The organism is Chloracidobacterium sp. (assembly GCA_015075585.1).
In the GTDB taxonomy this organism is placed as follows: Bacteria; Acidobacteriota; Blastocatellia; order Pyrinomonadales; family Pyrinomonadaceae; genus OLB17.
Map to the genome: position 1 here is coordinate 1,368,769 of JABTUB010000001.1, position 23,351 is coordinate 1,392,119.

Genomic DNA, 23,351 nt, shown 5'->3' on the forward strand with positions numbered 1-23,351 from the left:
TAATAACAATAAGGGACGTGTCCGAACGGATGCGTCCTTTTTGTTATTATTGTGTTGAAGCTCGCGAAGTTTGCCGGCCGAATTCCGTCAGCCGCTTTTTATCGGCTCGCCGATAGTGCATTATGTAGAATGGTTTTGGTAAATTGGTCTTTCTTTTATGAGTGCTCCGAATATTGAAACGATCGTATCGCTTGCGAAACGCCGCGGCTTCGTCTTTCCTGCATCTGAGATATATGGCGGCCTCGGTTCGTCTTGGGATTACGGCCCGTTGGGTGTCGAACTGGCAAATAATATCAAGAAAAGCTGGTGGAACTGGCTTGTTTACGAGCGTGACGACATCGAAGGATTGGATTCGTCAATTATCCAGAACAGGCTTGTATGGAAATACAGCGGCCACGAGACCACGTTCAGCGACCCGCTCGTAGATTGCCGCTCGTGCAAGACACGCCTGCGTGAAGACAAACTCGACCGCGACAGCCAAGGGAAGCCTGTTTGTTCGAGCTGTGGTTCAACAGACCTTACGGCACCACGTCAGTTCAACTTGATGTTCCGCACGACGTTCGGAGCAGCATCAGTGGAAGAGGATCCCGGCGCTCTCGCTTATCTGCGGCCCGAAACGGCACAAGGTATCTTTGTGAATTTTAAGAATGTGCTTGATACTTCAAGGCGAAAGCTGCCATTCGGCATCGCGCAGATCGGCAAGGCGTTCCGCAACGAAGTAACACCGGGAAATTTTATCTTCCGCACACGCGAATTCGAACAGATGGAGCTTGAATATTTCTGCCGGCCCGAGGATGCCAGACGACTTCATCAGGAATGGATCGACGCGTACGGCGAATGGGTCGCATCGCTCGGCATTTCACATGAAAATATAAAACTTTACGAGCAGACGAAGGAAGAACTCGCGCACTATGCCGACCGCACCGTCGATTTCCTGTACCGCTTTTTCCCCGAAAGGGAAGACGAGGACAAGCAATGGGACGAGCTTCTCGGTATCGCGAATCGTACGGATTATGATCTGCGAGTTCATTCCAAAAAGCCGGAAGATGCGGACGGAAAACGCATCAACCCGGACACGACCGAAGACCTCTCGTATTTTGATCCGCAGACCAATGAACGGTTCTACCCGTATGTTATTGAGCCTTCGGTCGGCGTGAACCGGACGCTCTTGGCGGTAATGATGGACGCCTACGAAGAACGAACGAACGATAAAGGCGAAACTCGCGTCATACTTAAATTAAAGCCCGAACTCGCGCCGATCAAAGCCGCCGTGCTGCCGCTCGCGAAAAATAAGCCGGAGATCGTTGAAATGGCAAAGCGTATAAAACACGACCTTCAGCCGACGCTTCGCGCCGTTTATGACGACACCGGCGGCATCGGCAAACTCTACGCACGCCAGGACGAGATCGGTACGCCATTCTGCGTAACCGTCGATCACGAATCGCTGGAAGACAACGCCGTTACCGTCCGCAACCGCGATACATGGGAACAGGAACGCGTAAGCGCGGATCGCTTAACGGATCTTCTTCGCAATGGTTTGACATCGAGCGACCGATCATAGATCGACGAATGCTATATCGCGCCGAGATCGAAGAACTTGCCGAGATAGTTCGCGTAAACGGCGGCAGGGCGATGTTCGTCGGCGGCTGCGTTCGTGACGAGCTGATGGGCATTGAACCGAAGGATTGGGATCTTGAGGTCTATGGCATCGGCCCGGAAAGGCTGAAGGGTCTGCTTGAAGAATTTGTCTCAAAAAGGTCAGACGCTTTCGGCAAAGCCCCGTTGAAAGCGGTCGGTGAGGCGTTTGCCGTTTATAAGCTAGGTGAGCATTTGGATGTGAGCCTGCCGCGGCGTGAGCGTAAATTTGGCCGCGGACACCGCGGCTTCGTCATTGAAGGCGACCCCGATATGTCGTTCGAAGAGGCGTGTTCGCGGCGTGATCTTACGATCAATGCGATACTCAAAGACCCGCTTACGGGCGAGATCGTCGATCCGTTCGGCGGCAGGGAAGACATCGAACGGAAAATTCTTAGGCACGTTTCGGCGGTAACCTTTGCGGAAGACAGCTTGCGGGTGCTCCGACTGGCTCACTTTTCCGCCCGATTCGAATTCGCGATAGACAGCGATACCTTTGAACTTTGCAAAACCATTGACCTCACAGACTTGCCGAAGGAACGCATACGCGGTGAAATAGAAAAGCTCCTGCTACTCGCAAAGCGTCCTTCAATTGGCCTCAGATTTCTTTATGATGTGGGTGCGATCCGCCGTCTCTTTCCTGAACTGCAGGCTCTCGCAGGCGTGCCGCAAGAACCCGAGTGGCATCCGGAAGGCGACGTTGATATTCATACGCTGCTTGTGGTCGATGAGGCACGAAATCTTATCGACGGCCTCGATCACCCGCGAAAGATGGCGGTAATGCTCGGTGCCCTCTGTCACGACCTCGGAAAACCTGCAACGACCGAATTTACCGATGGGCGAATACGATCGCGCGGGCATGACGAGGCAGGGATCGAGCCGACCATTGCTTTGCTGGACACGCTCGGTATTCATACGATCGACGGATACGACGTTCGAAAACAGGTGGTCGAGCTTGTACGTTATCACCTTAAGCCGGGCGAGTATTTCAAGGCAAAGACGCCGGTCGGCGATGGTGCATTCCGCCGCTTGGCCCGTAAGGTCGAGCCCGATCTTCTGTATCGTGTGGCGAAGGCTGATTCGCTTGGCCGCAATCCGAAATGGCTTCCGGATGAAAAACGTTACGGCAGTGAGGCTCAGGAGTGGTTTATTGAGCGTGTGCGTGCACTCAGTGTCGAAACGAGCCCTCCCAGGCCGCTACTTATGGGGCGGCATCTCATCGATCTTGGCATGACGCCCGGCCCTGATTTCAAACGTATTCTTGATGCTGTTTATGAACTGCAGTTGGACGGAAAGATCGTGTCAGCCGAAGATGCTATCGAGGAAGCAAAGAGGAATATTGCAGAAGTGTAAAAAGTTCGGCCGCTTCAAAAGCGGCCGAGGTGTGTCTAGTTCTGCTTGCCTTCGAGAAAGGCTTTGAGCCGGCGTGAACGCGACGGGTGCCGCAGCTTTCTGAGGGCTTTTGCCTCGATCTGGCGTATGCGTTCGCGAGTAACCGCAAAGTGCTGGCCGACCTCTTCGAGGGTGTGCTCCGAGCCTGTATTTCCAAGCCCGAAACGCATCTTTATCACTTTCTCTTCACGCGGCGTAAGCGTTGCGAGCACCTCATCGGTGATCTCCCGAAGGTTCGAAAAAGTAACGCTCTCGGCCGGATTCAGCACTGAGCGGTCTTCGATAAAGTCTCCGAGATGCGAGTCCTCTTCTTCGCCAATGGGCGTTTCGAGCGAGATCGGTTCTTGCGCGATCTTTAGCACTTTACGCACTCTTGAGACAGGAATATCCATCCGCTTTGCGATCTCTTCGCTCGTAGGCTCGCGTCCGAGTTCTTGGACGAGCAATCGCGAAGTTCGAATGAGCTTATTGATCGTCTCGATCATGTGAACCGGAATGCGGATAGTGCGTGCCTGATCGGCGATAGCCCGCGTAATTGCCTGCCGTATCCACCATGTCGCATAGGTTGAGAACTTATAGCCGCGGCGCCATTCGAACTTATCCACCGCCTTCATCAAACCGATATTGCCTTCCTGGATCAGGTCGAGGAACTGCAGACCGCGATTTGTGTACTTCTTTGCGATCGATACAACAAGGCGGAGGTTCGCTTCGACAAGCTCGCGCTTTGCTTTATTCGTATCGAACTCGCCGACGTTTATGACCTTGAACGAGCGTTTGATCTCAACCACCGGGAGACGGTATTTCGCTTCGATCTCCGCGATCGCCTGTTGATGCGGGACGAGATCGGCCTTGATCTTTTTGCGTTCGGTGGGTTTAGGTTTCTTTTCCAGCTTGCTTTCGAGGCGTGATATCGCACGCTCGTGCTTGCGGATATCCTCTACGACGAGCCGTATCGCCTTTATAAGGATCTGCAGGGCACGCTCCGTAAGGTTAAGATTCTTGACCTCTTGGGCTACCTCGAGGCGAAGCCGCGCGGTCTGGCGCCGAAGCCTCATCAGCTTTTTCGTCTTCTTATCGCCGACCTTTGCCTGCTCATTGATAAGCTGCTGCCATGATTTCTGGGTGGCTTGAAAATTCTGCTTGATATTGCCGATGCCTTCCAGCGTCCACCGCAGATATTCCTCTGCTTTGTCCTCTTCGACGGCTATCTCCGCCTGTTCGCTGAAGATAACGGTCTCGCGGATGCCGACAGTGCCCGCGGCAAGATCTTCACCGATCTGGATAAGGCGTTCGATCGCAATAGGCGAGCGGGCGATCGCTTTATGCGTCTTGATCTGGCCGCGCTCGATCCTTTTTGCGATAACGACCTCGCCTTCGCGGTTCAGGAGCGGTACTACGCCCATCTCGCGAAGATAAAGCCTAACGGGATCATTCGATTTGTCGAGAGCTCCGGCGGAAAGGTCCAGATCGACGTCGTCATCGTCGTCAGAGTCCGACTCTTCATCGTCAAGAACTATCTCAGAGGCTCGCTCTAATAACTGCGCATCCGACTCGGCGACCGAGATATTGGCGCCCTCGAGGCGCTCCAAAACGTCCTCAAGGTCGTCCGCGGAAAGCATATTCTCAGGTATCTGCCTGTGAAGTTCGTCGAGGCTTATGAATTTTTTTCTTTTACCAAAGGCGACCAGGCGATCAACAAGGTCTTCTTTTTCGTCGTAATCGGGCATATTCAGGGTTGATCTTTATCTTTCGTGTTAGCTGCTTAAATCGTTGTTCTCAATATGTTTATGTACGCAAACGGCGTCACCTTTGTTTCACGCCGACATACACGGGCAAAACAGCAAGTATATCATAGATGAGGCTTATTGTGCTTTAGTTCGCGTCGAAGTTTTTCAAGTTTCAGTTGTTCTTCCGTTATCTCACGCAGGCGTTCGTGGTTGTTCGACTCCTCGGCAATGACCGCCTCGCGGCCGAACGCCATTATGCGCGCCTCGATCGCCATGACGCGAAGCGTACGCAGACAGCTTTGAGCTTCGGCGAGCAGCGTCGATCCCGAACCATTAGCCGCTACTGCCTGTTGATTTTCAATGAGTTCACCAACGAGTTCTATCGACGCTTCGTCATTGCCCAGGTGTGCGAATAATGTAGGGCGATCAAGCGTTTCCTTCTCTGTCTCGATAGCAAGGACCGCCGCAAAGATCTCGGCGGTTGCTAGGTCCTCGTGATCTGAAGGTTCAAGCTGCTGTGTAAGGGATGCGCGTACCTCTGCGTCCGCTATCATCAACTCGAGAAGTCGGCGTTCCGCGACCGTCGCCTTTGCTCGCGCAGATCGCGAAATATGCTGTTTTAGTCCCGGCAGATCGATGCCGGAAGGGCGGCTGAGCGATGCCCAAAGCTCCTTCTTAAGGTCGGCATCCTCGATCTGAAAGAATGCCATTGCGGCATCAAAACTGACGCGCCGCTGAATATTATTGCCGATAGCGGCGATCACGGGAAGCGTGTTCTCGATCGCCTCAGCCTTTTGCCTCGCGCGGTTGAGGTTAAGTCCGTGTGCCGCATTTCGCATTGTGAATGAAAGGAATGGTTCGGCTTTTCCGCGTGCGGCTTTGTACGCATCGGCACCGTTCTTGCGGATGAAATCGTCGGGGTCGCTGCCATCCGGCAGGACAAGGACCTTTATGTCAAAATCGAGCGGCAAAAGGTTCTCGATCGCACGCCGTGCGGCTTTGACGCCGGCAGTATCGCCGTCGTAATTGATCACAACTCTGTCAGTGAAACGATGCAGAAGCTTGGCCTGAGCTTCGGTAAATGCAGTGCCGAGGCTCGCAGCGACATTCACGATGCCGAATTGATCCAATGCGATCAGATCCAAGTAACCCTCGACGAGGATCGCAAAGTTCGCTTTGCGAATGGCTTCGCGAGCGTTGAAAAGCCCGTACAAGTGTTCACCCTTAGTATATGCAGGCGTTTCGGGCGAATTTAGATATTTCGGCTGATCCTCAGGGTCGATGCTGCGGGCGCCGAACGCCACGGGCCGTCCTTGGATATCAAGCACAGGGAACATTATGCGGCCGCGAAAGCGATCGAATACTTTGCCATTCTTCTCACTTTGCGAAACGAGGCCGCTTTTTAATATGAGTGTGTCATCCGCTCCGAAATCGCGGAGCGTATCGAGCAGGGCATTCCAGCTTTGCGGTGCGAACCCAATTGCGAAACGCTCACAAACCTCCTGCGAGATGCCGCGGCCCTCAAGATATTTGCGGGCGAGTTTTGCCCTTTGACCTCGCCCGGCGAGTTCTTTTTGCCAAAACTCGAGCGCGACCTGATTCAGCTCGATCACTTGTTCGGCTATTGCCTTCTGTTCCGCGCGTTTCTTCTTGCTCGTTTGAAAGGCTTTGTCATCGACCGGTTCCGGAAGCATAACGCCCGTAAGCTCCGCTACACGCTTGACCGCTTCGGGAAAAGCAAGGCCCTCGATATCCATTAAGAAGGTGAACACTGAGCCGCCTTTGCCGCAGCCAAAGCATTTGTAGAAGCCTTTTGCAGGGTTAACCGAGAATGACGGCGTCTTCTCACTGTGAAAAGGGCAGCATGCCATCCAATTTGCACCGCGCTTCTTAAGATCTTGAGCATAGGGCCGAATTATCTGCACTAGATCGGCTCGGTTTTTAAGATCGTCGATGAAATGGTCGGGGTAAAGCATTTTGCGGCAACACAAAAGCGTACGGATATGAGCCGGAAGCAGATCACCGGCGGCCGAGTCCATACCTTATTCGCTAATGATACGACTAATTTCCGCCGCAATGAAATTTCTCCGACATTCGCCGAATCTTTTTGGCGGCCGGCCGATCCAAAGACATTCCGCACAGCACGTTCGCCGAACGAACAAAGGACCTTCGAGTTGCCCCGAAAGTCCTTATCAGAGTGCTGCGGCATATGAAAAGGCCCGATGCGTTGATGGCTACGCGGCTTGTGCGTCCTCGGGATAGAAGGAATCTTCCAGCTCGACAGCTCGCGGGAAGAGAATGTTATTCTCGAGATGAACATGCCGGTGGAAATCCTTTTCTATGTTGTCGAGTCCCGCATAAAGCCCTTGATAGCTTGGGCACGCTTCTTCGGGAAGTGTGTAGTCCTTCGACACCTCGCGAAGCTTATGCAGCATCTCGTTCGCCTGATCATGCTCCATCATCATCGTTCTGATCGGGTTTGAAACACTTCCGAAGGCAGGCATCGGCGGGATATTGTTCGCTTCGGCAGCTCGCTCAAGCTTCTCGATGTAGGGGAAGAGCATCATCTCCTCCTTCTGCATATGAGTGAACATCTCATTACCGAGCGTATGGACGATATCCCGTATCTGCGCTAACTCGGGATGATTCTCGCCATGCTTGATCGCAACCTTTTCGGCAAGCGGCGACAAGCGTTTGAATTCGCTCCTCGTAAAATCGTGATGAGTACAGACGATGTGATCTATCAACTCAGCGAGCCGCGCCGTTTCAATGGCATCGTTCTCGGGCGTTGACGGTTTTGCGATCACTTCCTTCAGCTCAGACAGAACAGCCGCAGGATCGGCACCGGCGTTCTGACACGCCTCGTTAAAGGAAAGACCGCCGCCGCAGCAGAAGTCGATCTTATGCTCTTCGAAAACACCAATGGTAAGCGGTGCCTCGATCGCGATCTCACGAATGGTTTTAGTTTCGAGGTTCTCCATTATCGGTAAAAAATCTCCTATGTTCCTACACTAGCACCAATTTGCGGGCAAAGTCACACCTCATCGCGGAATTTATGTTATGTTGGACACATGAAACTAAGGATCAAAGGCAACTCGATCAGACTCAGGTTGACGCAGGGCGAAGTCGATCGGCTGGCATCAGCGGGAGGCGTTGAAGAGCGGGTCGAATTCGGAACGGGAAAGGCTTTTTTGACGTATTCGGTAGCTGTTTCTGCCGATGCGGCGGAAATTTCTGCCAATTATAACGACGACAAGATCACGGTAACGCTGCCGAAATCTGCGGCTGACGTGTGGACGAATTCGGACGAGGTCGGGCTTGAAGCCGACACGGCCGGGCTTAAGGTTGCGGTCGAGAAGGATTTCGCTTGTCTCAAGACGCGTGAGGGTGAGGACGAATCAGATATGTTCCCGAACCCCGACGCACCCACTTGCAGCTAATGGACATGCATAATGTTGACATAAATGTCGTTGAACTCACGCTTGATGTGATGAAGTTCGCGATCGGCCGCATTACGGATAAAGAGCCGCCGCTTGGCGTTCCAAAAACTGAGACAGAGCTGAAAACACTCGTCGGCGATACTATCACACCGAGCGGCATCGGCGGCGAGACCGCGTTCAAGATCTTTCGGGATATTCTGCTTAAGGCGAGCGTTGCGATCGATCATCCGCGGCATCTGGCATTCGTTCCGGCATCGCCGACCCGAGCAGCGGTGATGTTCGATCTCGTAACGTCAGCGGCTAGCGTTCACGGAGCATTTTGGCTCGAAGGTGCCGGGTGCATCTTTGCAGAAAATGAAGCGATGAGATGGCTCGTCTCGCTGACCGGAATGCCTGATGGTTCGTTCGGTGTGTTCACGACAGGCGGCACGTCGGCCAACCTCTCGGCCCTTGTGGCTGCCCGTGAAAAGTGGCGTGAGGGCGATGATGCCCGAAGAAGCAAACGAGGTTTGATCGTTGCATCTGCGGGTGCTCATTCATCTATTGCGGCGATGGCGAAAGTGATGGATGCCGACCTGCATCTGATCGACACGGAAGAGCGTTTCGAGGCTCCGACACTTGTCTCGGGATTGGATGCACTTTCGCCGGATGATCGTGAGCGCGTATTTGCGGTAGTTGTTACGGCGGGGACAACGAATGCGGGCATCATTGATGATCTTCAGGGGATCGGCGATGTATGCAGATCGCGGGGCATTTGGTATCACGTTGATGCCGCTTACGGCGGCGGCGCGCTGCTCGTACCTTCGGTGCGGCCGCTCTTTAACGGAATCGAGCTTGCAGACAGCATCACCATTGACCCTCATAAATGGCTGTTTTCACCTTATGATTGCGGTGCTGTGATCTATCGCGAACCGGAGCTTGCCAGAAGGACGCACTCGCAGGGCGGATCGTATCTCGAGATCTTTCATGAAGAGGACGTACGGGGCTTCAACCCGGCCGATTATCAGATACAGCTGACGCGGCGGGTTCGCGGATTGCCGCTTTGGTTCTCACTCGCTATGCACGGAACGGATCGATATGCCGAGGCTATCGAGCGCGATATCGAACTCGCACAGATCGCCGGCCAAATGATCTCGGAAAGGAGCTTCACGGAGCTTTGCCGTGAGCCAAGTCTTTCGTGCGTGCTGTTCCGCCGCAAGGGTTGGACGCACGATGATTATAAGAATTGGACGTACCGGAACCATCGTAGCGGGTTTGCTTTGGTCGCGCCGACAAAATGGAGGTCGGGCGGCGTCTATGAGACCGTTGCCCGCTTTTGCTTCATCAATCCAGATACGACGGAAGATGACATTCGACGTATCTTGGACACGATGGAATGAGGCCGATATTCGGTTCGTTGAGATCTCCGGAGTGTTACTGCGACCAAATTGCTTTTAGGCCTTAAATCGCTGTAAAATCAGGTTTGCCGGCTTTGGAACGATCTGATCTTGGGGACGTCTACCGTGTAAACCGCCGAGCGGTTTTTCGGGCCAACGAACGGTGTTTGAAAGATATGGTTTCGCTCTTTGCCTATTTCGATGAGGAGGGCTCCTGCAGGTTTTCTGAATGTTATTAGATTTTGGCTAACACACACGAGGTTTATGACTGAAATGACCAAAAAGGGCGCAAATAAGGCCCTATTCCTTTCGACGATGGGATTTGCAGTTTCCTTTGCAGTTTGGGGATTGCTCGCAGCCCTGGCACCATTTTTCAAAGAACATTATTCACTGACGGATACTGAGAAGAGCATAATGATCGCTGTTCCGGTGCTGTTAGGTTCGGTCGGCAGATTTGCTACCGGAATGCTTGCTGACCGGTTCGGCGGCCGCAATGTCTTTTCTGCTCTATTGTTATTCTCAGCCTTGCCGACGATCGCGATAGGACTTTCGACGAGCTACTCGCAACTGCTTTTCTTCGGGCTGTTTTTGGGGCTTGCCGGGACTACATTTCCGGTCGGCGTAGGCTTTACTGCCCGCTGGTTCAGCCCTGAAAAGCAAGGTGCTGCTTTGGGAGTTTACGGTATGGGCAACATAGGGCAATCAGTTGCGGTTTTCTTTGCACCGGTCGTTGCTGCGTATTTTGGGAACTGGCGGCTTGTTTTCTTTATCTTCGCCGCTCTTGCAGTGCTTTGGGCCGCTGTTTTTTTCTTTACCGCCGAGAATGATAAAAGTTCGGCACGGCCGAGATCGTTAGTAGAGGCATTGGCTCCGCTGCGGACCTCGAAGGTCGCGTGGATCTTATCTTTATTCTATTTTCTTACATTCGGCGGATTTGTCGCTTTAGCTCTTTATATGCCGACATTTCTGCGTGAGCTGTTCCACCTCGAACCGGCAGACGCAGGCGCACGTACCGCGGGCTTTATTATTCTTGCAACCTTGATGCGGCCCTTAGGCGGCATACTTGCTGATAAATTCGGCGGTGCGAGAGTCCTGCTTCCGGTATTTGCTGCAATAGCAATACTTGCTATCTTTTTGAGTATCATCTCGATCGCGTTTTTTACGGTAGGCGCACTCGGTATCGCCGCGGCCCTGGGCCTCGGCAACGGCGCTGTATTCAAACTCGTGCCTGAGTATTTTCCGAAAGAGACGGGAACCGTTACAGGGCTTGTCGGAGCTTTCGGCGGGCTTGGAGGCTTTTTTCCGCCGATCGAGCTTGGCCTGATAAAGGACATTATGGAGAGCTATGAAATAGGGTTTATTCTGCTTTCGATCTTCGCAATTGGCTGCTTTGTGGTGAACTATTACTCCTTTTTAAGAAAGCGGAATACCGTTGCGGGCACTGTTGCGGTCTAGTGCCAATGAATAACGACCTTTTGCAAGCCGACCACGGTGATCTGGATCGTCTCTTGATCGAGGCGCGTTCTCATGCTGACGGAGGCGATCCGGATGAGCTGTTTGTCGCGGTAGATTGGTTCTGGGCGCGTCTTGCGATGCACATAAGGGCGGAGCATGTGCATCTATTTCCCGCCGTCTCGCGGAAAGAAAAGGAAGAGGCCGCTGACGGGCCGATCGCAAAATTGATCGAACGTCTCCGGCACGACCACGACATCTTTATGCGCGAGATCGCGAAGATCATGAAAGGGCTTCGCGAGATGATGTTCGAGGACGGACGAACTGTCCCCGACGGTACAGCGGAACGCCTGTTCCTGATAGCGGACCTGTTGAAAGAACACAATGCGGTCGAGGAAACGGAGATATATCCTTTGCCGGCAAAGATCCTGTCCGAAGCCGAACATCAGGAGCTCTTGGCGGCGATGAAAAAGGAGCTTGACAATGTTCCGCCGCGTTTTCAGGCAAAAGGATAGCATGCCGATGCCTGATCGGAAGCAGGGCTGGTAACCTATTCTTCCAATGCCTCGTCTTGGGGTTTATCCGTTTCGGCGGCGTTGTCGTCTCCGCTGACGATCCCGTGTGTTTTTGCTCGAAGCCTCACGACGATAAACTGTTCAAAGAAAACCACTATCGCCATTAGAATGATCAGAATAACACCAAATAGCGGGCCTGTTATTGACGATGCCGATGTGACGTTATGGTCTGAAAGGAACTGTGAGTAGGCAGGTGCCAGCCAGAAAGAAAGGGCTCCGAATGCGATAATAAAATATGCAAGCGAGAGCCAAACTGCCCAAGACCGTCCCGACCGCCAAAGGACAGCATTTCCCGCAGCAAGGAGAATGACAACGGCGGCCCACAGGAAGCCGACCGCAAGTTCCGCGTGATAAGCAAATCCCTCTGACGCGGCAGCCGGGGCACCGATACTCTGGAGCCAGCTCCACGCGTAATAGGTGAAGAATGACGAAATGATCGCCGCCAATGCCAAAAGGATGATGTAGAGTTTGCCGAACATAGCGAAGTTTTACCACACCGGACGCCAAAAACAAAAGCCGAAGCCCCATTTGAAGGCTCCGGCTTTATTCAATTGCCGTATTCCGGCTATTGATCTAAACGAACCGTTACAAAGAATGTCTGGCCTTGCCGCGCGATCAAAAGAACGATCGGTTTGCCGCCCGAGCCTTCGATAGCCGAGCGGACGTCCTCGACGGAATTAACGGCTTTCTTATTGATCTCGAGGATCACATCGCCCCGCATTATGTTGCTCTCGGCTGCGGGCCCGGTCGGATCGACCTGTGTTACGACAACGCCCTGCGTATTGTCGAGACCGAGCTGCTTGGCGATCTGCGGCGTTACGGGCTGAAGCTCGACGCCGAGCTTGCCTCCTTGGCCGCCGCTGTTCGGGCCGTTCTGATCATTCTGCTGCTGAGTGTTCGCAGCCTTTGTATCGAATTCATCAAGCGTGGCCGAAAGGTCCGTTTCCTTGCCGTCACGCAGCACTGTCAGTGTTATGGTCGAGCCGGGCAGCGATCCCGCGACCTTATTGCGGAGGACGTTACTGTCCTCGATCTTTTCGCCGTTTATCGCAACGATGACATCCCTTGGCTTTAATCCGGCCTTTTCGGCAGCACTGCCCGGCTTAACTCCGCTTACCAGGACGCCCGCGCGATCCTTTAGGTCGAGTGCCTGCACCATGTCATCCGTAATATTCTGGATATTGATGCCGAGCATTCCGCGGCGAACCTTGCCGTCTTTCAGTAGCTGCTCCATGACCGACTTGGCCATATTGGACGGGATCGCGAACCCGATTCCGATATTCCCGCCCTGAGCGCCGCCCGGCGACAGGATCTGCGAGTTTATGCCGATAAGTTCGCTGTTTAGATTGACAAGGGCTCCGCCGGAATTACCGCGATTGATCGGCGCATCGGTTTGCAGAAAGTCCTCAAAACTGCCGTCGCTCAGGCCGGTGCGGCGTCCTTTTGCCGAAATGATACCGGCGGTAACGGTTTGGCCGATCCCAAGAGGATTGCCAATGGCAAGTACGATATCGCCGACGCGGACGTTATCCGAATTGCCGAGGGTCAGGAACGGGAGATCTTTTGCGTCGATCTTTAGGACGGCAAGGTCGCTTGGCGGATCCGTGCCGATAACTTTGGCATCAAATGAGTGATTATCACTCGTAAGTACCGTTATCTTCTCAGCGCCTTCGACAACGTGGTTGTTGGTCAGGATCGTGCCGTCAGCACTGACGATAACGCCTGAACCGAGGCCGCGTTCGATCTGCGGACGCTGTTGCGGAGCGAGCTGAGGGAACTGGCGGAAAAGATCATCGCCGAACGGACCCATGGGGCTGCCTTGAGTGCCTTTTTCCTTATGTTCGGCTTCTATACGCACTACGGCGGCAGAGGTTTTCTCCACGACATCGGCGTATGACGTCCGGACCCCGTCAACAACAACTGGAGCCTGCGGCGCGGCAGGCTGAGCCGGCGGCTCGGCAGCCGAGAGGCTGTATTTACACGATGAAACTGCTGCAACAGCAACAAAAAGAATGAGTGCGAAAATCCAATTTCTTTGCATCAGAACGCTCCAATCAGGCCAATTAGTATCCCAAGGCCAAATCGTTAAGTACGAAACCGAAAGGGCAGAGGTTCGGCAAAAGATCACGATGAGGCATAAACCTTCGGGAGCTCTTTGCCGAAGATATAAGCAAGCGACTTATAGATCAGCTTCGAGCAAAGGAATGCGGTATGATCGAGGCCCGGCACGTAGGAGTATTCGACGAGGTCCATACCGACGATGCGTTTTCTCTCGGCAAGTTTGCGGATCAGGGTCAATGTTTCATACCACCCGAGACCGCCCGGTTCCGGAGTGCCTGTCGTGGGCATGATACTCGGATCGAGGCCGTCAATATCGATGGTCAAATAAACGTCATCAGTGAGCGAGTCGATCGCGTCGTCGATCCAATCTGTGCGTCCCGCAATGTCTCTGGCCCAAAAGATCTTCGTCGGTAGCCCGTCTTTTAGTGCGCGAGCTTCTTCAGCCGATACCGAGCGTATCCCGACCTGGACTGACGGTATCCTGAGATCCTTTACAACGCGTGCCATTATCGAGGCGTGTGACAATTCTGTGCCGTCATATTGGTCGCGAAGGTCGGTATGAGCATCGATCTGCAGTACGCTCAGGCCGGCAAATTTCTCATTGTGCGCTTTGATGACCGGAGCAGAGACTGAGTGCTCGCCGCCGATCATGCATAGGAATTTATCAGCTTCGAGGAGCTTTCGTGTTTCTTCGTAAAGATCGCCCATCATTTGTTCGGGCGTCGGACGTGAGCCGAATTCGGGCAGAGTGTGGATTCCGATCTTATAGGTTTCGGTATCGGTTTCTTCCTCGTACAGTTCCATATTGCGCGAGGCCTCAACGATCGCCATGGCACCGGCACCCGTTCCCGTGCCGTATGAAACAGTACCTTCGTATGAAACAGGGAATATCAAAACCTCAGCGGTATCAAAGCCGGAGTACCTCGCGTCCTCGATACCGCCAAAATTCATCGGCAGATGTGCGGATTCGCTCATCGATTACGGTACGTCGATCACCAGTTCGCGTCCGCCAAAGCTGAAATTGGGGCGTTTACGGCCTTTCATGAACTTCGCGGCAGTTTGTGAAAGTGCCGTAATTATCATCGGAAGAGCGATAGACGGATCGCACGGCACGTATGCAGTGGTCGCCCCTTTGCCTAGTTTGCCGAACTGAGACGTATGGTTTCCGCCGTAAGAGGGTGTGCGCATATCAAGCGGAGCCGAATCCGTCGAGATCGATATCGCATACTTGTGTCCGCGGACATTGGTTCGCGTGATGTAAGACGATATCTCGGCAACATTGACCATACTTTGGCTGCCGGTGCTGCCGAGCGTGATGATGCCGCTGTTGCGCGTTTTCTGAGCTATCTGCATCATCTCAAGTGTATCTTGCGTCAGGTCGAACGAAATATTGATCTTCTTTTCGAACTTGATGCGGGCAAGCCCGATCGCCATCTGACTGCCGGGAAGGTCAGGGCAAAAGACGGGGATTCGTGCCTTGTATGATGAGGTCAAAAGACCGTCCTCATGGGCGATCTCAGAGAGTTCGCGGCCCATAAGATGGAGGAACTCGCGGATGGAGTAGGTGTGCGTAAGGTCAAGCTGATTGACCACGCTGCCGATCCATTCGTCCGCTTCTTGGTATTCTTCGCGATTGGCGAGAATGTCGCCGATACGCATAACATCATTGGCTTCGAGATCCTCATCGGACATGATCGGATGCCCCTGAAAATGGTTGCGGCCCAGAATTTCGTGAATATCGTTGTAAAGTACCGCACCGCTGACCACTATGACATCAACAAAACGATTCTTGATCACATAGGCCAGCAGCCTGCGCATCCCCGATGTGATGATATTGCCTGACGCACAGAGATAAATGGTCGAGTTATCATCAAGCATATCCAGCCAGATCCGATGTGCCTCAGCGAGCTGCTTGGCACCGAAGCCGGCACCTTCCATCTTTTCAAGCAGGCCTGCGACCGACCGGTCGCGGTCAATCGGCACCGGGCGTGTCGGAACCGTAAGGAACTTTGATGATCTTGCTTTCTTTTGAGCTACCATAATGTTATTACCGATCGATCTCCGATAATGAAGATCGGGTCATTTTCTAATTTTCGTTCGTGCCGTTAGGCGTAAGATAGGTGTAACTTTGCACCTGCTCTTCATAAAATTCTATAAGTCGCGTCCCTTCGGTCGGCGACAGTTCACCCTCTTTTACCCTTTGCAGTACCGCGCGTCTGAATGAATCGTGCAGCTGCCCCGCTTCGTATCGCGCAGTTGCCAGCGATTCGCCAAGCGTCGCACCGGCGATGACCTTTTTGATGATGTAGCCATCTTCGCCGATAAAAATGTGTGCCTCGTTCGGTGTACCGAAGAGATTGTGGTTATTGCCCATCACTTCTTGGTATGCACCTACGAGCATCATGGCAAGGTAATACGGCTCGCCCTTGACCAATTTGTGCAGTTCCAGCACGTTCTTGACGTCATGCAGATCGACGAATTTATCCACGATGCCGTCCGAATCGCACGTTATATCACAAAGCGTAGCATATTCCGTCGGTTTTTTGTTGAGTTTATGTATCGGGATGATCGGAAACAATTGTTCGAGTGCCCAATTATCCGGCATTGAGCGAAATACCGAGAAATTTGCCAGGTATTTGCTGCACATCAACCGCCGAAGATCACCGAATTCTTCAGAGACGTATTTCTTTAACTGAGCGAACTGATCGGCCTTTTCGCAGATGTCCCAAAAGAGGACCTCACCTTTTCCTTTGGCTTCGAGCGAGATCAGCCCGAGGTTGAACATCGTGAAAAGCTCCTCGCGATGTTCAAGGGCGTCGTGATAATACTCACGATAGTTCTTGGCATTTATCGTTTCGCGAAGGTCGTAGAATTCGCGGACTACCTCAGGATCATCCGCCGAACGTGTCATTTCGGTCAGATCCTCGACCACCGTTTCGATCTCGTCCTGAACATTGGTCACGAGTATCGCGTGGTACGCCGACAGATAACGTCCCGACTCTTGAATAATGGTCGGATGAGGGACGTTCTCGTCGTCGCAGATCATTTTGATGACGTAAATGACGTCGTTTGCGAATTCGCGAGCGTTGTAATTGGCAGATGACTCAAATGACGTGCGCGAACCGTCGTAATCGACAGCCATGCCGCCGCCTACGTCGAGATACTCGATAGGGATCTGCATCTTCCGGATCTTCGAGTAGGTTCGGGCCGCTTCTTTCATCGCATTTTTGATGCGTTTGATGTCGGTAAGCTGCGAACCTATGTGGAAATGCAGAAGCCGGAGCATATCGGTTCGGCCGGCATCCTGGAGACGTCTGATGACCTCGAGTATCTCGGTCGTAGTAAGGCCGAATTTTGCCGCTTCGCCGCCGCTTTTTTCCCATTTGCCCGAGCCTTTCGAATACAGTTTAACGCGCACACCGATCATCGGGATCTTTATATCGGGATTTTGCCTGAGAGCCTCATCGGCAAGCGACAGCGTATGATCAAGCTCGCTGAGTTTTTCGATGACAATGACAACATTCTTGCCCGCAGCTGCACCGGCAAACGCCAATTTGATGAAGTCGCGGTCCTTAAAGCCATTGAGTACCAGCAGGCTGTCCTTTGCCTGTTCAAGCCCCAATGCGGCGTAAAGCTCCGCCTTTGAGCCGGCTTCGAGGCCAAAGTTGTAACGCGAACCCTCGCGCAGGTACTCCTCGATGACAGCGCGGTTCTGATTGACCTTCATCGGGAAAACACACAGGTGGCCGCCTGCATATTCAAATTCGCGGATCGACTTTTTGAAAGCCGTTTGTAGCTTGCGGATCTGGCCGAATATCAGTTGGGGGAACCGAAGCAGGACAGGTGTGTTGATGCCGCGCTTTCGCAGATCATCGATTATTTCTTTGATGTCGGCGGTAAGAGCCTCGTTCTCAGGCAAACGGACAATGAGGTTGCCTTTTTTGTTGACGCTGAAGTAATCGGCTCCCCAATTGGCGATGCCGTACGTCTCAGTTGTTTGTTCAATGATCGCTGTCAATGGCGTATCCTCGAGTGCGAATATGCCGGCATTACGTCAAACCGGCAAAAATGATAAGTTTAATAAAATCAAATAGAAAATAAAAGAGGGTTTTCGAAAAAAGACAACCATTTTTCGCGGCAGCGGCACATTTGACCGAAAAGGCGTTATTTTTACTCGATGACAGCCTTTTTTGTGGCATACAGGTTGCAATCGGTTCAGGACGGGATATGAGGTTTTTGACAAAACGGCGAGCGAATAGGCTGAAAGTACCGATCTCCGGCATAAATATGTCGGTGAACTGCCGCCAATTGTCAAAGAAATGTGCCGATATTTGTCACTCGCTTGGATAAACCATCACGTTTGGAGGGCAATTATGAGATCTCTAAGACAAGAATCCGGATTCTCACTGATCGAACTTCTTATCGTTGTGGTCATTATCGGGATCATTGCTGCTGTCGCGGTGCCGGCCCTGCAGAAGGGTATTCGTGCTGCTGAGAACGGTAATACCTTTGCATCGATGCGAACCATCGCCTCCACGCAGATGAGTTTTTATACACAGAACAATCGCTTTGGCCGGCTCAACGAGATAAATGATGTGCTTTCACAGAGTCTCGGCTCGGTTTCCGGAAGCTCTATCGTGCATGGAAAGTTCACATACGATATGGCACCGGCTAATCCAACTGATGCCGACCTTCGAAACGGCTATACGATCACTGCTACCCGGAATGTGACCGGTGAAGGCGTGATCTATAAATACGAAATAAGCCAGGCAGGCGACATTCGGCAAATATTGCCTTAAACGGTTAGAAGATCCTGACTCCCACCCTCCGAAATTCCCGACTTCGCGCATCTCGAAAGGTGAAAAAATGAATTTATTCGAAGACCTTGTCATCGAATTGAAGCAAGAAAATCTTCTTGAAGACACGGTTATCGACATTGATCGCAGCGGTGCGGCAGAGATCGCTGCAGATGACGCGGTGCCGTCTGCCGATAATGCTCGGGTCGAACCTGCCGAGGCCGCGTACAGTGCCTCGGGCGATGTTGAGCCAGAAGGAACGCAAATAGTCGAAGAGCATGGGCAGGGACCGCAACCGGCAACCGGCGTTAGCAATGAAGCCGCCGGACAACCATCGTCGGAGCGGGAATATTATAAGAAGCGTGCTGCGGCCGAGGTTTCAAGCCTTCAGATGGTCGAGCATATCCTGTCGGCCGTCGAACGCGAATATTCAAAGAAGATCCCGCGGAACTACGATGATCTTGAGGTGAAAAAGGCGCTCGCCGTATTTCGGCTGGAGGATGCCGAGGTTTCAGACGAGACCCGCACTGATGCTGAACGCGTTATTACGGAGGAAACGGCAGGCTGGTGCAGTACATTGGCCGCCCGTGACAGAAGCATCACCGTCGCAGACCTTCGCCGCTACTGCGAGAACTGCCGCCCGATGCTGAGTTCGCAGGCGATGCTGTCGCTCGCCCGCTTTTACCGCAATCTTCCGTATTCCGAACCTACGCGCGGGAAGTTCGATTTTATCATAACCCGGCTCTTCTCGCGCCCATTGTCCGATCAAACCAGGAAGCAGCTCTTCGCCCGCGATGAAATGGCGGGCCACATTCGGAACCTATATGCGGACTGGGCGAGCGTGTCGCTTTATAATGATCAGGACGCCGAGATGAGCATTGAGCTTACTGTCCTAAGCTTTGCAGAGCTGACAGAAGAGGCTGAAAAGGCGATCTCATTTGACGACCTTATCAAGAGCGACTTTTTCGGACGTTTGAGGCTCTTTAAGGAAAGCATCGCAGAGCTGTTTTACGCTCCTGAGGTTGCTGCTGCGGCTATTGAATGCAATATCCGAATAGGTAACGTATATGTCGAACTGATCGACCGTGAGCGCGAACGCGCCGATGCGGACAGCGTTCACGAAAGATATTCGTTCATCGATAATCAAGTAGTGTCAGAAGCCGCAGGGAGATCGTTGGAGCTTGCTGACCTGCTTCGTACGCGTGAAAGTACGGACGAAGAGCCTGATGCGGACGAGCCGGAATTTCTCCTCGCGGAAGCAACGGCGGAAGAGGGCTCTGAGCCGGTTCTTGAGCAAAGGGCCTTTCCGGCAAAGAAGAAAGCACCGTCGCGTATCGGCGGTGTGATCAGCAACTTGGCTGTCAACAAGTGGCTGATCGTTATCGGCCTCGTGTTGGTCATCGGCTCCGTCGGAGTTTATGTTTGGGCGAATTTTCTTCTGCCCGAACCTCCGTCGAGTGAATCTGTCGAGCGATACGACCTGCAATCATCACCGTTCCGCAACGATCTGCGCGTAGCAAAGATCAGCAGCGAGACGTTCTATGGCGTGCTTCAGCCGGGTTGGGAGACGATGACGAAGGAGAAGCAGGAAGACCTTCTGAATCGGATCCGTCAAGCTGGCGGCAATGGCCGCTGGATAAATGTTAATTTGATGAATATGCAGGGCAGGACCGTCGCATTCGCGTCGCCGACACGCCTCGAGATCTACGACACTTCAAAATAGCCGCAGGAAACAATTCTTTCTGATACGCCCGTTGCCGTGATGCAGCGGGCGTTCTGGTTTCGGACGCCCGCATAAAGTGCCCTTTGCCGTATTATTTGTAAAATGATGCTGTGCTATTGAAACCTTTTGACCGGTGGTATTGTATAACTACCAACCAACTCCGGTTACGACACTAATTAGGATTTTGTGAACTGCGTGCAGTTACGAGGAGCAATTAATGAAGAAAATATCTAGGACCGTTCGCGCGATAGTAGTTCTGTTCGCGATACAAACACTCGTTCTCCCGATGACGCTGCTTGCTCAGAACTCGAACCAAAGCGAGGTCTTTGCGGCCATCAGAAAAGAGGGCATGGAAAATTCGAAAATAATGCACGTAATGCATTATTTTACTGACATTTACGGCCCGCGGCTGACCGGAAGCGACAATTTCGTCGATGCCGCACGCTGGGGTGCCCGCGAAATGCGTTCGTGGGGCTTTGATTACACCGGCCTCGAACCTTGGGAATTCGGCCACGTTGGCTGGGCAAATGTACGCAACACAGGCCTTATGCTCAAGCCGCAGCAAGATACGCTTACCTACGAGGTGCTTGCGTGGACGCCTTCTACAAAAGGAACGGTTGTTTCCGATGTTGTCAGCCTTGTCATACCGACGTTCCCGTCAGCTGAGAATGAGCGGGTCAGGCAAAATCCAACGCAGGAAGAGCTGACCGCATACCTTGACAGCATGAAAGATAAGGTGAGCGGCAAGATCGTTATCGTCGGCAAACCGACATTCATCGATCAATCATTGGACGCAATGCCAAAGCATATCCCCATGGAACAGCTTAAATGCCGCATGGATCCGACAAAGAAACCGGGCGAATGCGGACCGTCGATGTTCAGAGGACCGATGGGCCCGATGCCGAAGCCGCGGCCCGGAGCGCTGACCGGTTTACAGGTCTCCGAACAGTTGGAAAAGTTCCTGATCGATAACGATGTAAAGGTACGTATAAATGAATCGCAGCTTGACCGCGGTGCTGTCCGTGCATTCAACAATCGGACATTCGATATCACAAAGGCCGTTCCGACAGTCGTAATGCGTAATGAGGATTTTGGCCGAATCTACCGCATCCTGCAGGACGGTACGCCTGTTACGCTTGAATTCAACCTCCAAAGCCGCATCATTCCTTCGGGCGTTACGAGCTACAACTTGATCGGTGAGATCAAAGGCTCCGACAAGAAAGATGAGGTCGTAATGCTCGGCGGACACCTTGATTCGTGGCATTCGGCAACGGGCGCTACCGACAATGCGATCGGATGCGCGACCATGATGGAGGCCGCGCGTATCTTAAAAGCGATCGGTGTTAAACCGCGGCGCACGATCCGCGTTGCATGCTGGGGCGGCGAAGAACAGGGCTTGCTCGGTTCACAAGCGTATGTGAAGCAGCATTTCGGTACTGCGGAAGATCCGAAGCCGGAGTTCTCGAAGTTCAACGGCTACTTCAATATCGACAGCGGAACGGGCCGTGTTCGAGCGTTCAGCGTTTTCGGCCCGCCGGAAGCGGCGAAGGTGCTTAACGACGCAATGAAGCCCTTTGAAGATCTTGGGTTTGCGGGAGCTACGGCCACGAACAGCCGTGCCCTTGGCGGAACGGACAGCACTTCGTTCAATGCCGCAGGCCTGCCCGGTATCGGCGGTAATCAGGATCCTATCGAGTACTTCAACCTTACGTGGCATACCAACGTGGATACCTACGAACGCATCATCGAGCCGGACGTGAAAGCATCGGCAATAATATTTGCTGCGGCAGTCTATACGCTGGCGATGCGTGATGAGATGCTTCCGCGATTCAAGGCCGGCGAAATGCCGCCGCTCCCGACAGCACCGAACAGATAGAAGGCCTGTTTATGTGGCTTAAGCCAACTGCGGCGTAGTGTTTATCCGATCAACACTACGCCGTGATCTTTTTTGAGAAGGCAAGCTGTGAGTGCCGCGCCAAGGTTCAACTCAGGACAAGCTTCACAAGTTCGTGCTGCCGTCTGACGCCTGTTTTAGCAAAGATGTGTTTAAGGTGCGTGCGACCGGTGTTGTGTTTGATCTTCATCGCCTCGCATATCTCCTTGAGCGTATGGCCCTTTGCGAGCAGTTTAGCGACTTGTGTTTCACACGGCGTCAGCAAATATTTGCCTGCGACGGCCATTACGCCGGCCAAAGGCTGCGACTGCGTAGCCATCACTATAAGATATCTGTCGGCAGGCGCTTGATCAACGACCGCATTGTTGGCCACTGTTACCGAGAGATACATCTGATCCGGCTCGTCGGGTGCGCTCAGAGCTATGCGCAGATCGATGTCCGAATTAGCGGGCAGAAGCGGTTCGAAGATCTGCTTTGCCAGTGAGGCGAATGCCTTTCGGGCATTGGGGCGGCGAATGAACAGTGCTCCGTCCACGCGCTCGATACCTTTTGCCGAGCGAAGCAAATTCTCAGCAGCGTCATTGGCAAATACGATCTGAAGCCGCCTGTCGAGAACAAGGATCGCATCGGGCTGTGAGCCGATAATTGCGGAAAGCGCACTGTTCTCAGTGCGAAGGCGCGTGATCTTCAAATAGTTGCCGAGAGCGCGGCGGAGATGCGGTATCACATGGTCAATAAGCCTTCTGTTCTGGCGTGAGAATTCGGGCCGGTGCTTCGGAAGAGTGAATCCGATCGCACCCGTAACCCCTTTGTAATGACTCAGTTTGTGATACTCGATCTCAAAGACGGAATATTTCCGAGCATAGTCCTGATAGTACTCGGTGGCCTCAAAATCACCGTCGCTCAAGGATCTTCTGCGCGAGAACGTACCACCGTTAGGTGTTTTTGCGAGTAATGGCCGTACGGGGCTTACATGCTGGTAATAGTCGAGATATTCTTTCAGCGAAAAAAGATCGACCGAATTTGTAATGAACTTCATATTTGCTCCGCCGCCGGGATGTATCACCATTCCTCCGGCGCCGGAGCCTACAAGAGAAGCGAGGCTGTTGTAAATATGATCCCAACCGCCTGACGCGTCGTCGCTCAGCGAGTATTCGTAGATCGATTCAATAAGATCAGCTACTACTTTACTTGAATGATCGGCCATGGGAACCTCTTGCCCGTATCACAAAACAGCACTGAGAACTCCCCGACGAATAAACGGCTCAGCCGTCTCAGGC

The 23,351-nt window shown here is 52.9% G+C and carries 19 protein-coding genes; 9 read left to right on the forward strand and 10 right to left on the reverse strand.

Features of this window, described 5'->3' with window-relative positions:
- Window positions 1-157: 157 nt before the first annotated feature.
- Together HS105_06320 and HS105_06325 are read left to right on the forward strand one after the other, a co-directional pair.
- Window positions 158-1,561 (forward strand): glycine--tRNA ligase, encoded by a 1,404-nt coding sequence (locus tag HS105_06320; GenBank protein MBE7516205.1) that lies wholly within the window; start codon window positions 158-160, stop codon window positions 1,559-1,561.
- An 8-nt stretch (window positions 1,562-1,569) separates the two neighbouring features.
- The gene (locus HS105_06325; protein ID MBE7516206.1) at window positions 1,570-2,988 is read left to right on the forward strand and encodes an HD domain-containing protein; all 1,419 of its coding nucleotides are present in this window, start codon (window positions 1,570-1,572) and stop codon (window positions 2,986-2,988) included.
- 35 nt (window positions 2,989-3,023) lie between these two features.
- Here HS105_06325 and rpoD read toward each other — a convergent pair whose 3' ends face one another.
- The 3 genes from rpoD to ric all read right to left on the reverse strand — a co-directional run bounded on the left by rpoD (window position 3,024) and on the right by ric (window position 7,735).
- The gene (gene rpoD, locus HS105_06330; GenBank protein ID MBE7516207.1) at window positions 3,024-4,754 is read right to left on the reverse strand and encodes an RNA polymerase sigma factor RpoD; all 1,731 of its coding nucleotides are present in this window, start codon (window positions 4,752-4,754) and stop codon (window positions 3,024-3,026) included.
- A 122-nt stretch (window positions 4,755-4,876) separates the two neighbouring features.
- The gene (locus HS105_06335; protein ID MBE7516208.1) at window positions 4,877-6,793 is read right to left on the reverse strand and encodes a DNA primase; all 1,917 of its coding nucleotides are present in this window, start codon (window positions 6,791-6,793) and stop codon (window positions 4,877-4,879) included.
- 195 nt (window positions 6,794-6,988) lie between these two features.
- Window positions 6,989-7,735 carry an iron-sulfur cluster repair di-iron protein gene (gene ric, locus HS105_06340; GenBank protein MBE7516209.1) on the reverse strand — a complete coding sequence of 249 codons (747 nt, stop codon included), beginning with the start codon at window positions 7,733-7,735 and terminating at the stop codon, window positions 6,989-6,991.
- 90 nt (window positions 7,736-7,825) lie between these two features.
- On the opposite strand from ric, the gene HS105_06345 reads away from it, so the two are divergent.
- The 4 genes from HS105_06345 to HS105_06360 all read left to right on the forward strand — a co-directional run bounded on the left by HS105_06345 (window position 7,826) and on the right by HS105_06360 (window position 11,537).
- Window positions 7,826-8,194, forward strand: coding sequence for a hypothetical protein (locus HS105_06345; protein ID MBE7516210.1), 369 nt, complete (start codon window positions 7,826-7,828; stop codon window positions 8,192-8,194).
- Between the two features lie 5 nt (window positions 8,195-8,199).
- Complete coding sequence (locus HS105_06350; protein ID MBE7516211.1) at window positions 8,200-9,573, forward strand: aminotransferase class V-fold PLP-dependent enzyme; 1,374 nt, start codon at window positions 8,200-8,202, stop codon at window positions 9,571-9,573.
- Window positions 9,574-9,843: 270 nt separating this feature from the next.
- Window positions 9,844-11,025, forward strand: a complete 1,182-nt coding sequence (locus tag HS105_06355; protein MBE7516212.1) for a NarK/NasA family nitrate transporter — start codon at window positions 9,844-9,846, stop codon at window positions 11,023-11,025.
- Between the two features lie 5 nt (window positions 11,026-11,030).
- Window positions 11,031-11,537, forward strand: a complete 507-nt coding sequence (locus HS105_06360; protein MBE7516213.1) for a hemerythrin domain-containing protein — start codon at window positions 11,031-11,033, stop codon at window positions 11,535-11,537.
- Between the two features lie 35 nt (window positions 11,538-11,572).
- Here the strand turns inward: HS105_06360 and HS105_06365 are convergent, their stop codons facing one another.
- The 6 genes from HS105_06365 to HS105_06390 form a co-directional block, all read right to left on the reverse strand.
- Window positions 11,573-12,076 carry a hypothetical protein gene (locus HS105_06365; GenBank protein ID MBE7516214.1) on the reverse strand — a complete coding sequence of 168 codons (504 nt, stop codon included), beginning with the start codon at window positions 12,074-12,076 and terminating at the stop codon, window positions 11,573-11,575.
- Window positions 12,077-12,162: 86 nt separating this feature from the next.
- Window positions 12,163-13,638 (reverse strand): DegQ family serine endoprotease, encoded by a 1,476-nt coding sequence (locus tag HS105_06370; GenBank protein ID MBE7516215.1) that lies wholly within the window; start codon window positions 13,636-13,638, stop codon window positions 12,163-12,165.
- A gap of 83 nt (window positions 13,639-13,721) precedes the next feature.
- Complete coding sequence (speB, locus tag HS105_06375; GenBank protein ID MBE7516216.1) at window positions 13,722-14,633, reverse strand: agmatinase; 912 nt, start codon at window positions 14,631-14,633, stop codon at window positions 13,722-13,724.
- Window positions 14,634-14,636: 3 nt separating this feature from the next.
- Window positions 14,637-15,698, reverse strand: coding sequence for a deoxyhypusine synthase family protein (locus HS105_06380; protein ID MBE7516217.1), 1,062 nt, complete (start codon window positions 15,696-15,698; stop codon window positions 14,637-14,639).
- Between the two features lie 46 nt (window positions 15,699-15,744).
- Window positions 15,745-17,676, reverse strand: a complete 1,932-nt coding sequence (gene speA, locus HS105_06385) for a biosynthetic arginine decarboxylase (protein MBE7516218.1) — start codon at window positions 17,674-17,676, stop codon at window positions 15,745-15,747.
- Window positions 17,677-17,707: 31 nt separating this feature from the next.
- Window positions 17,708-17,941 carry a hypothetical protein gene (locus tag HS105_06390; protein ID MBE7516219.1) on the reverse strand — a complete coding sequence of 78 codons (234 nt, stop codon included), beginning with the start codon at window positions 17,939-17,941 and terminating at the stop codon, window positions 17,708-17,710.
- A 90-nt stretch (window positions 17,942-18,031) separates the two neighbouring features.
- Between HS105_06390 and HS105_06395 the strand changes: the two genes are divergently transcribed.
- The 3 genes from HS105_06395 (at window position 18,032) to HS105_06405 (ending at window position 22,053) form a co-directional block, all read left to right on the forward strand.
- On the forward strand, window positions 18,032-18,457 hold the full coding sequence (locus tag HS105_06395; GenBank protein MBE7516220.1) for a prepilin-type N-terminal cleavage/methylation domain-containing protein: 426 nt from the start codon (window positions 18,032-18,034) through the stop codon (window positions 18,455-18,457).
- A gap of 67 nt (window positions 18,458-18,524) precedes the next feature.
- The gene (locus tag HS105_06400; protein MBE7516221.1) at window positions 18,525-20,177 is read left to right on the forward strand and encodes a hypothetical protein; all 1,653 of its coding nucleotides are present in this window, start codon (window positions 18,525-18,527) and stop codon (window positions 20,175-20,177) included.
- 217 nt (window positions 20,178-20,394) lie between these two features.
- The gene (locus tag HS105_06405; protein MBE7516222.1) at window positions 20,395-22,053 is read left to right on the forward strand and encodes a M20/M25/M40 family metallo-hydrolase; all 1,659 of its coding nucleotides are present in this window, start codon (window positions 20,395-20,397) and stop codon (window positions 22,051-22,053) included.
- A 106-nt stretch (window positions 22,054-22,159) separates the two neighbouring features.
- Here HS105_06405 and HS105_06410 read toward each other — a convergent pair whose 3' ends face one another.
- On the reverse strand, window positions 22,160-23,278 hold the full coding sequence (locus HS105_06410; GenBank protein ID MBE7516223.1) for a helix-turn-helix transcriptional regulator: 1,119 nt from the start codon (window positions 23,276-23,278) through the stop codon (window positions 22,160-22,162).
- Window positions 23,279-23,351: the final 73 nt, after the last annotated feature.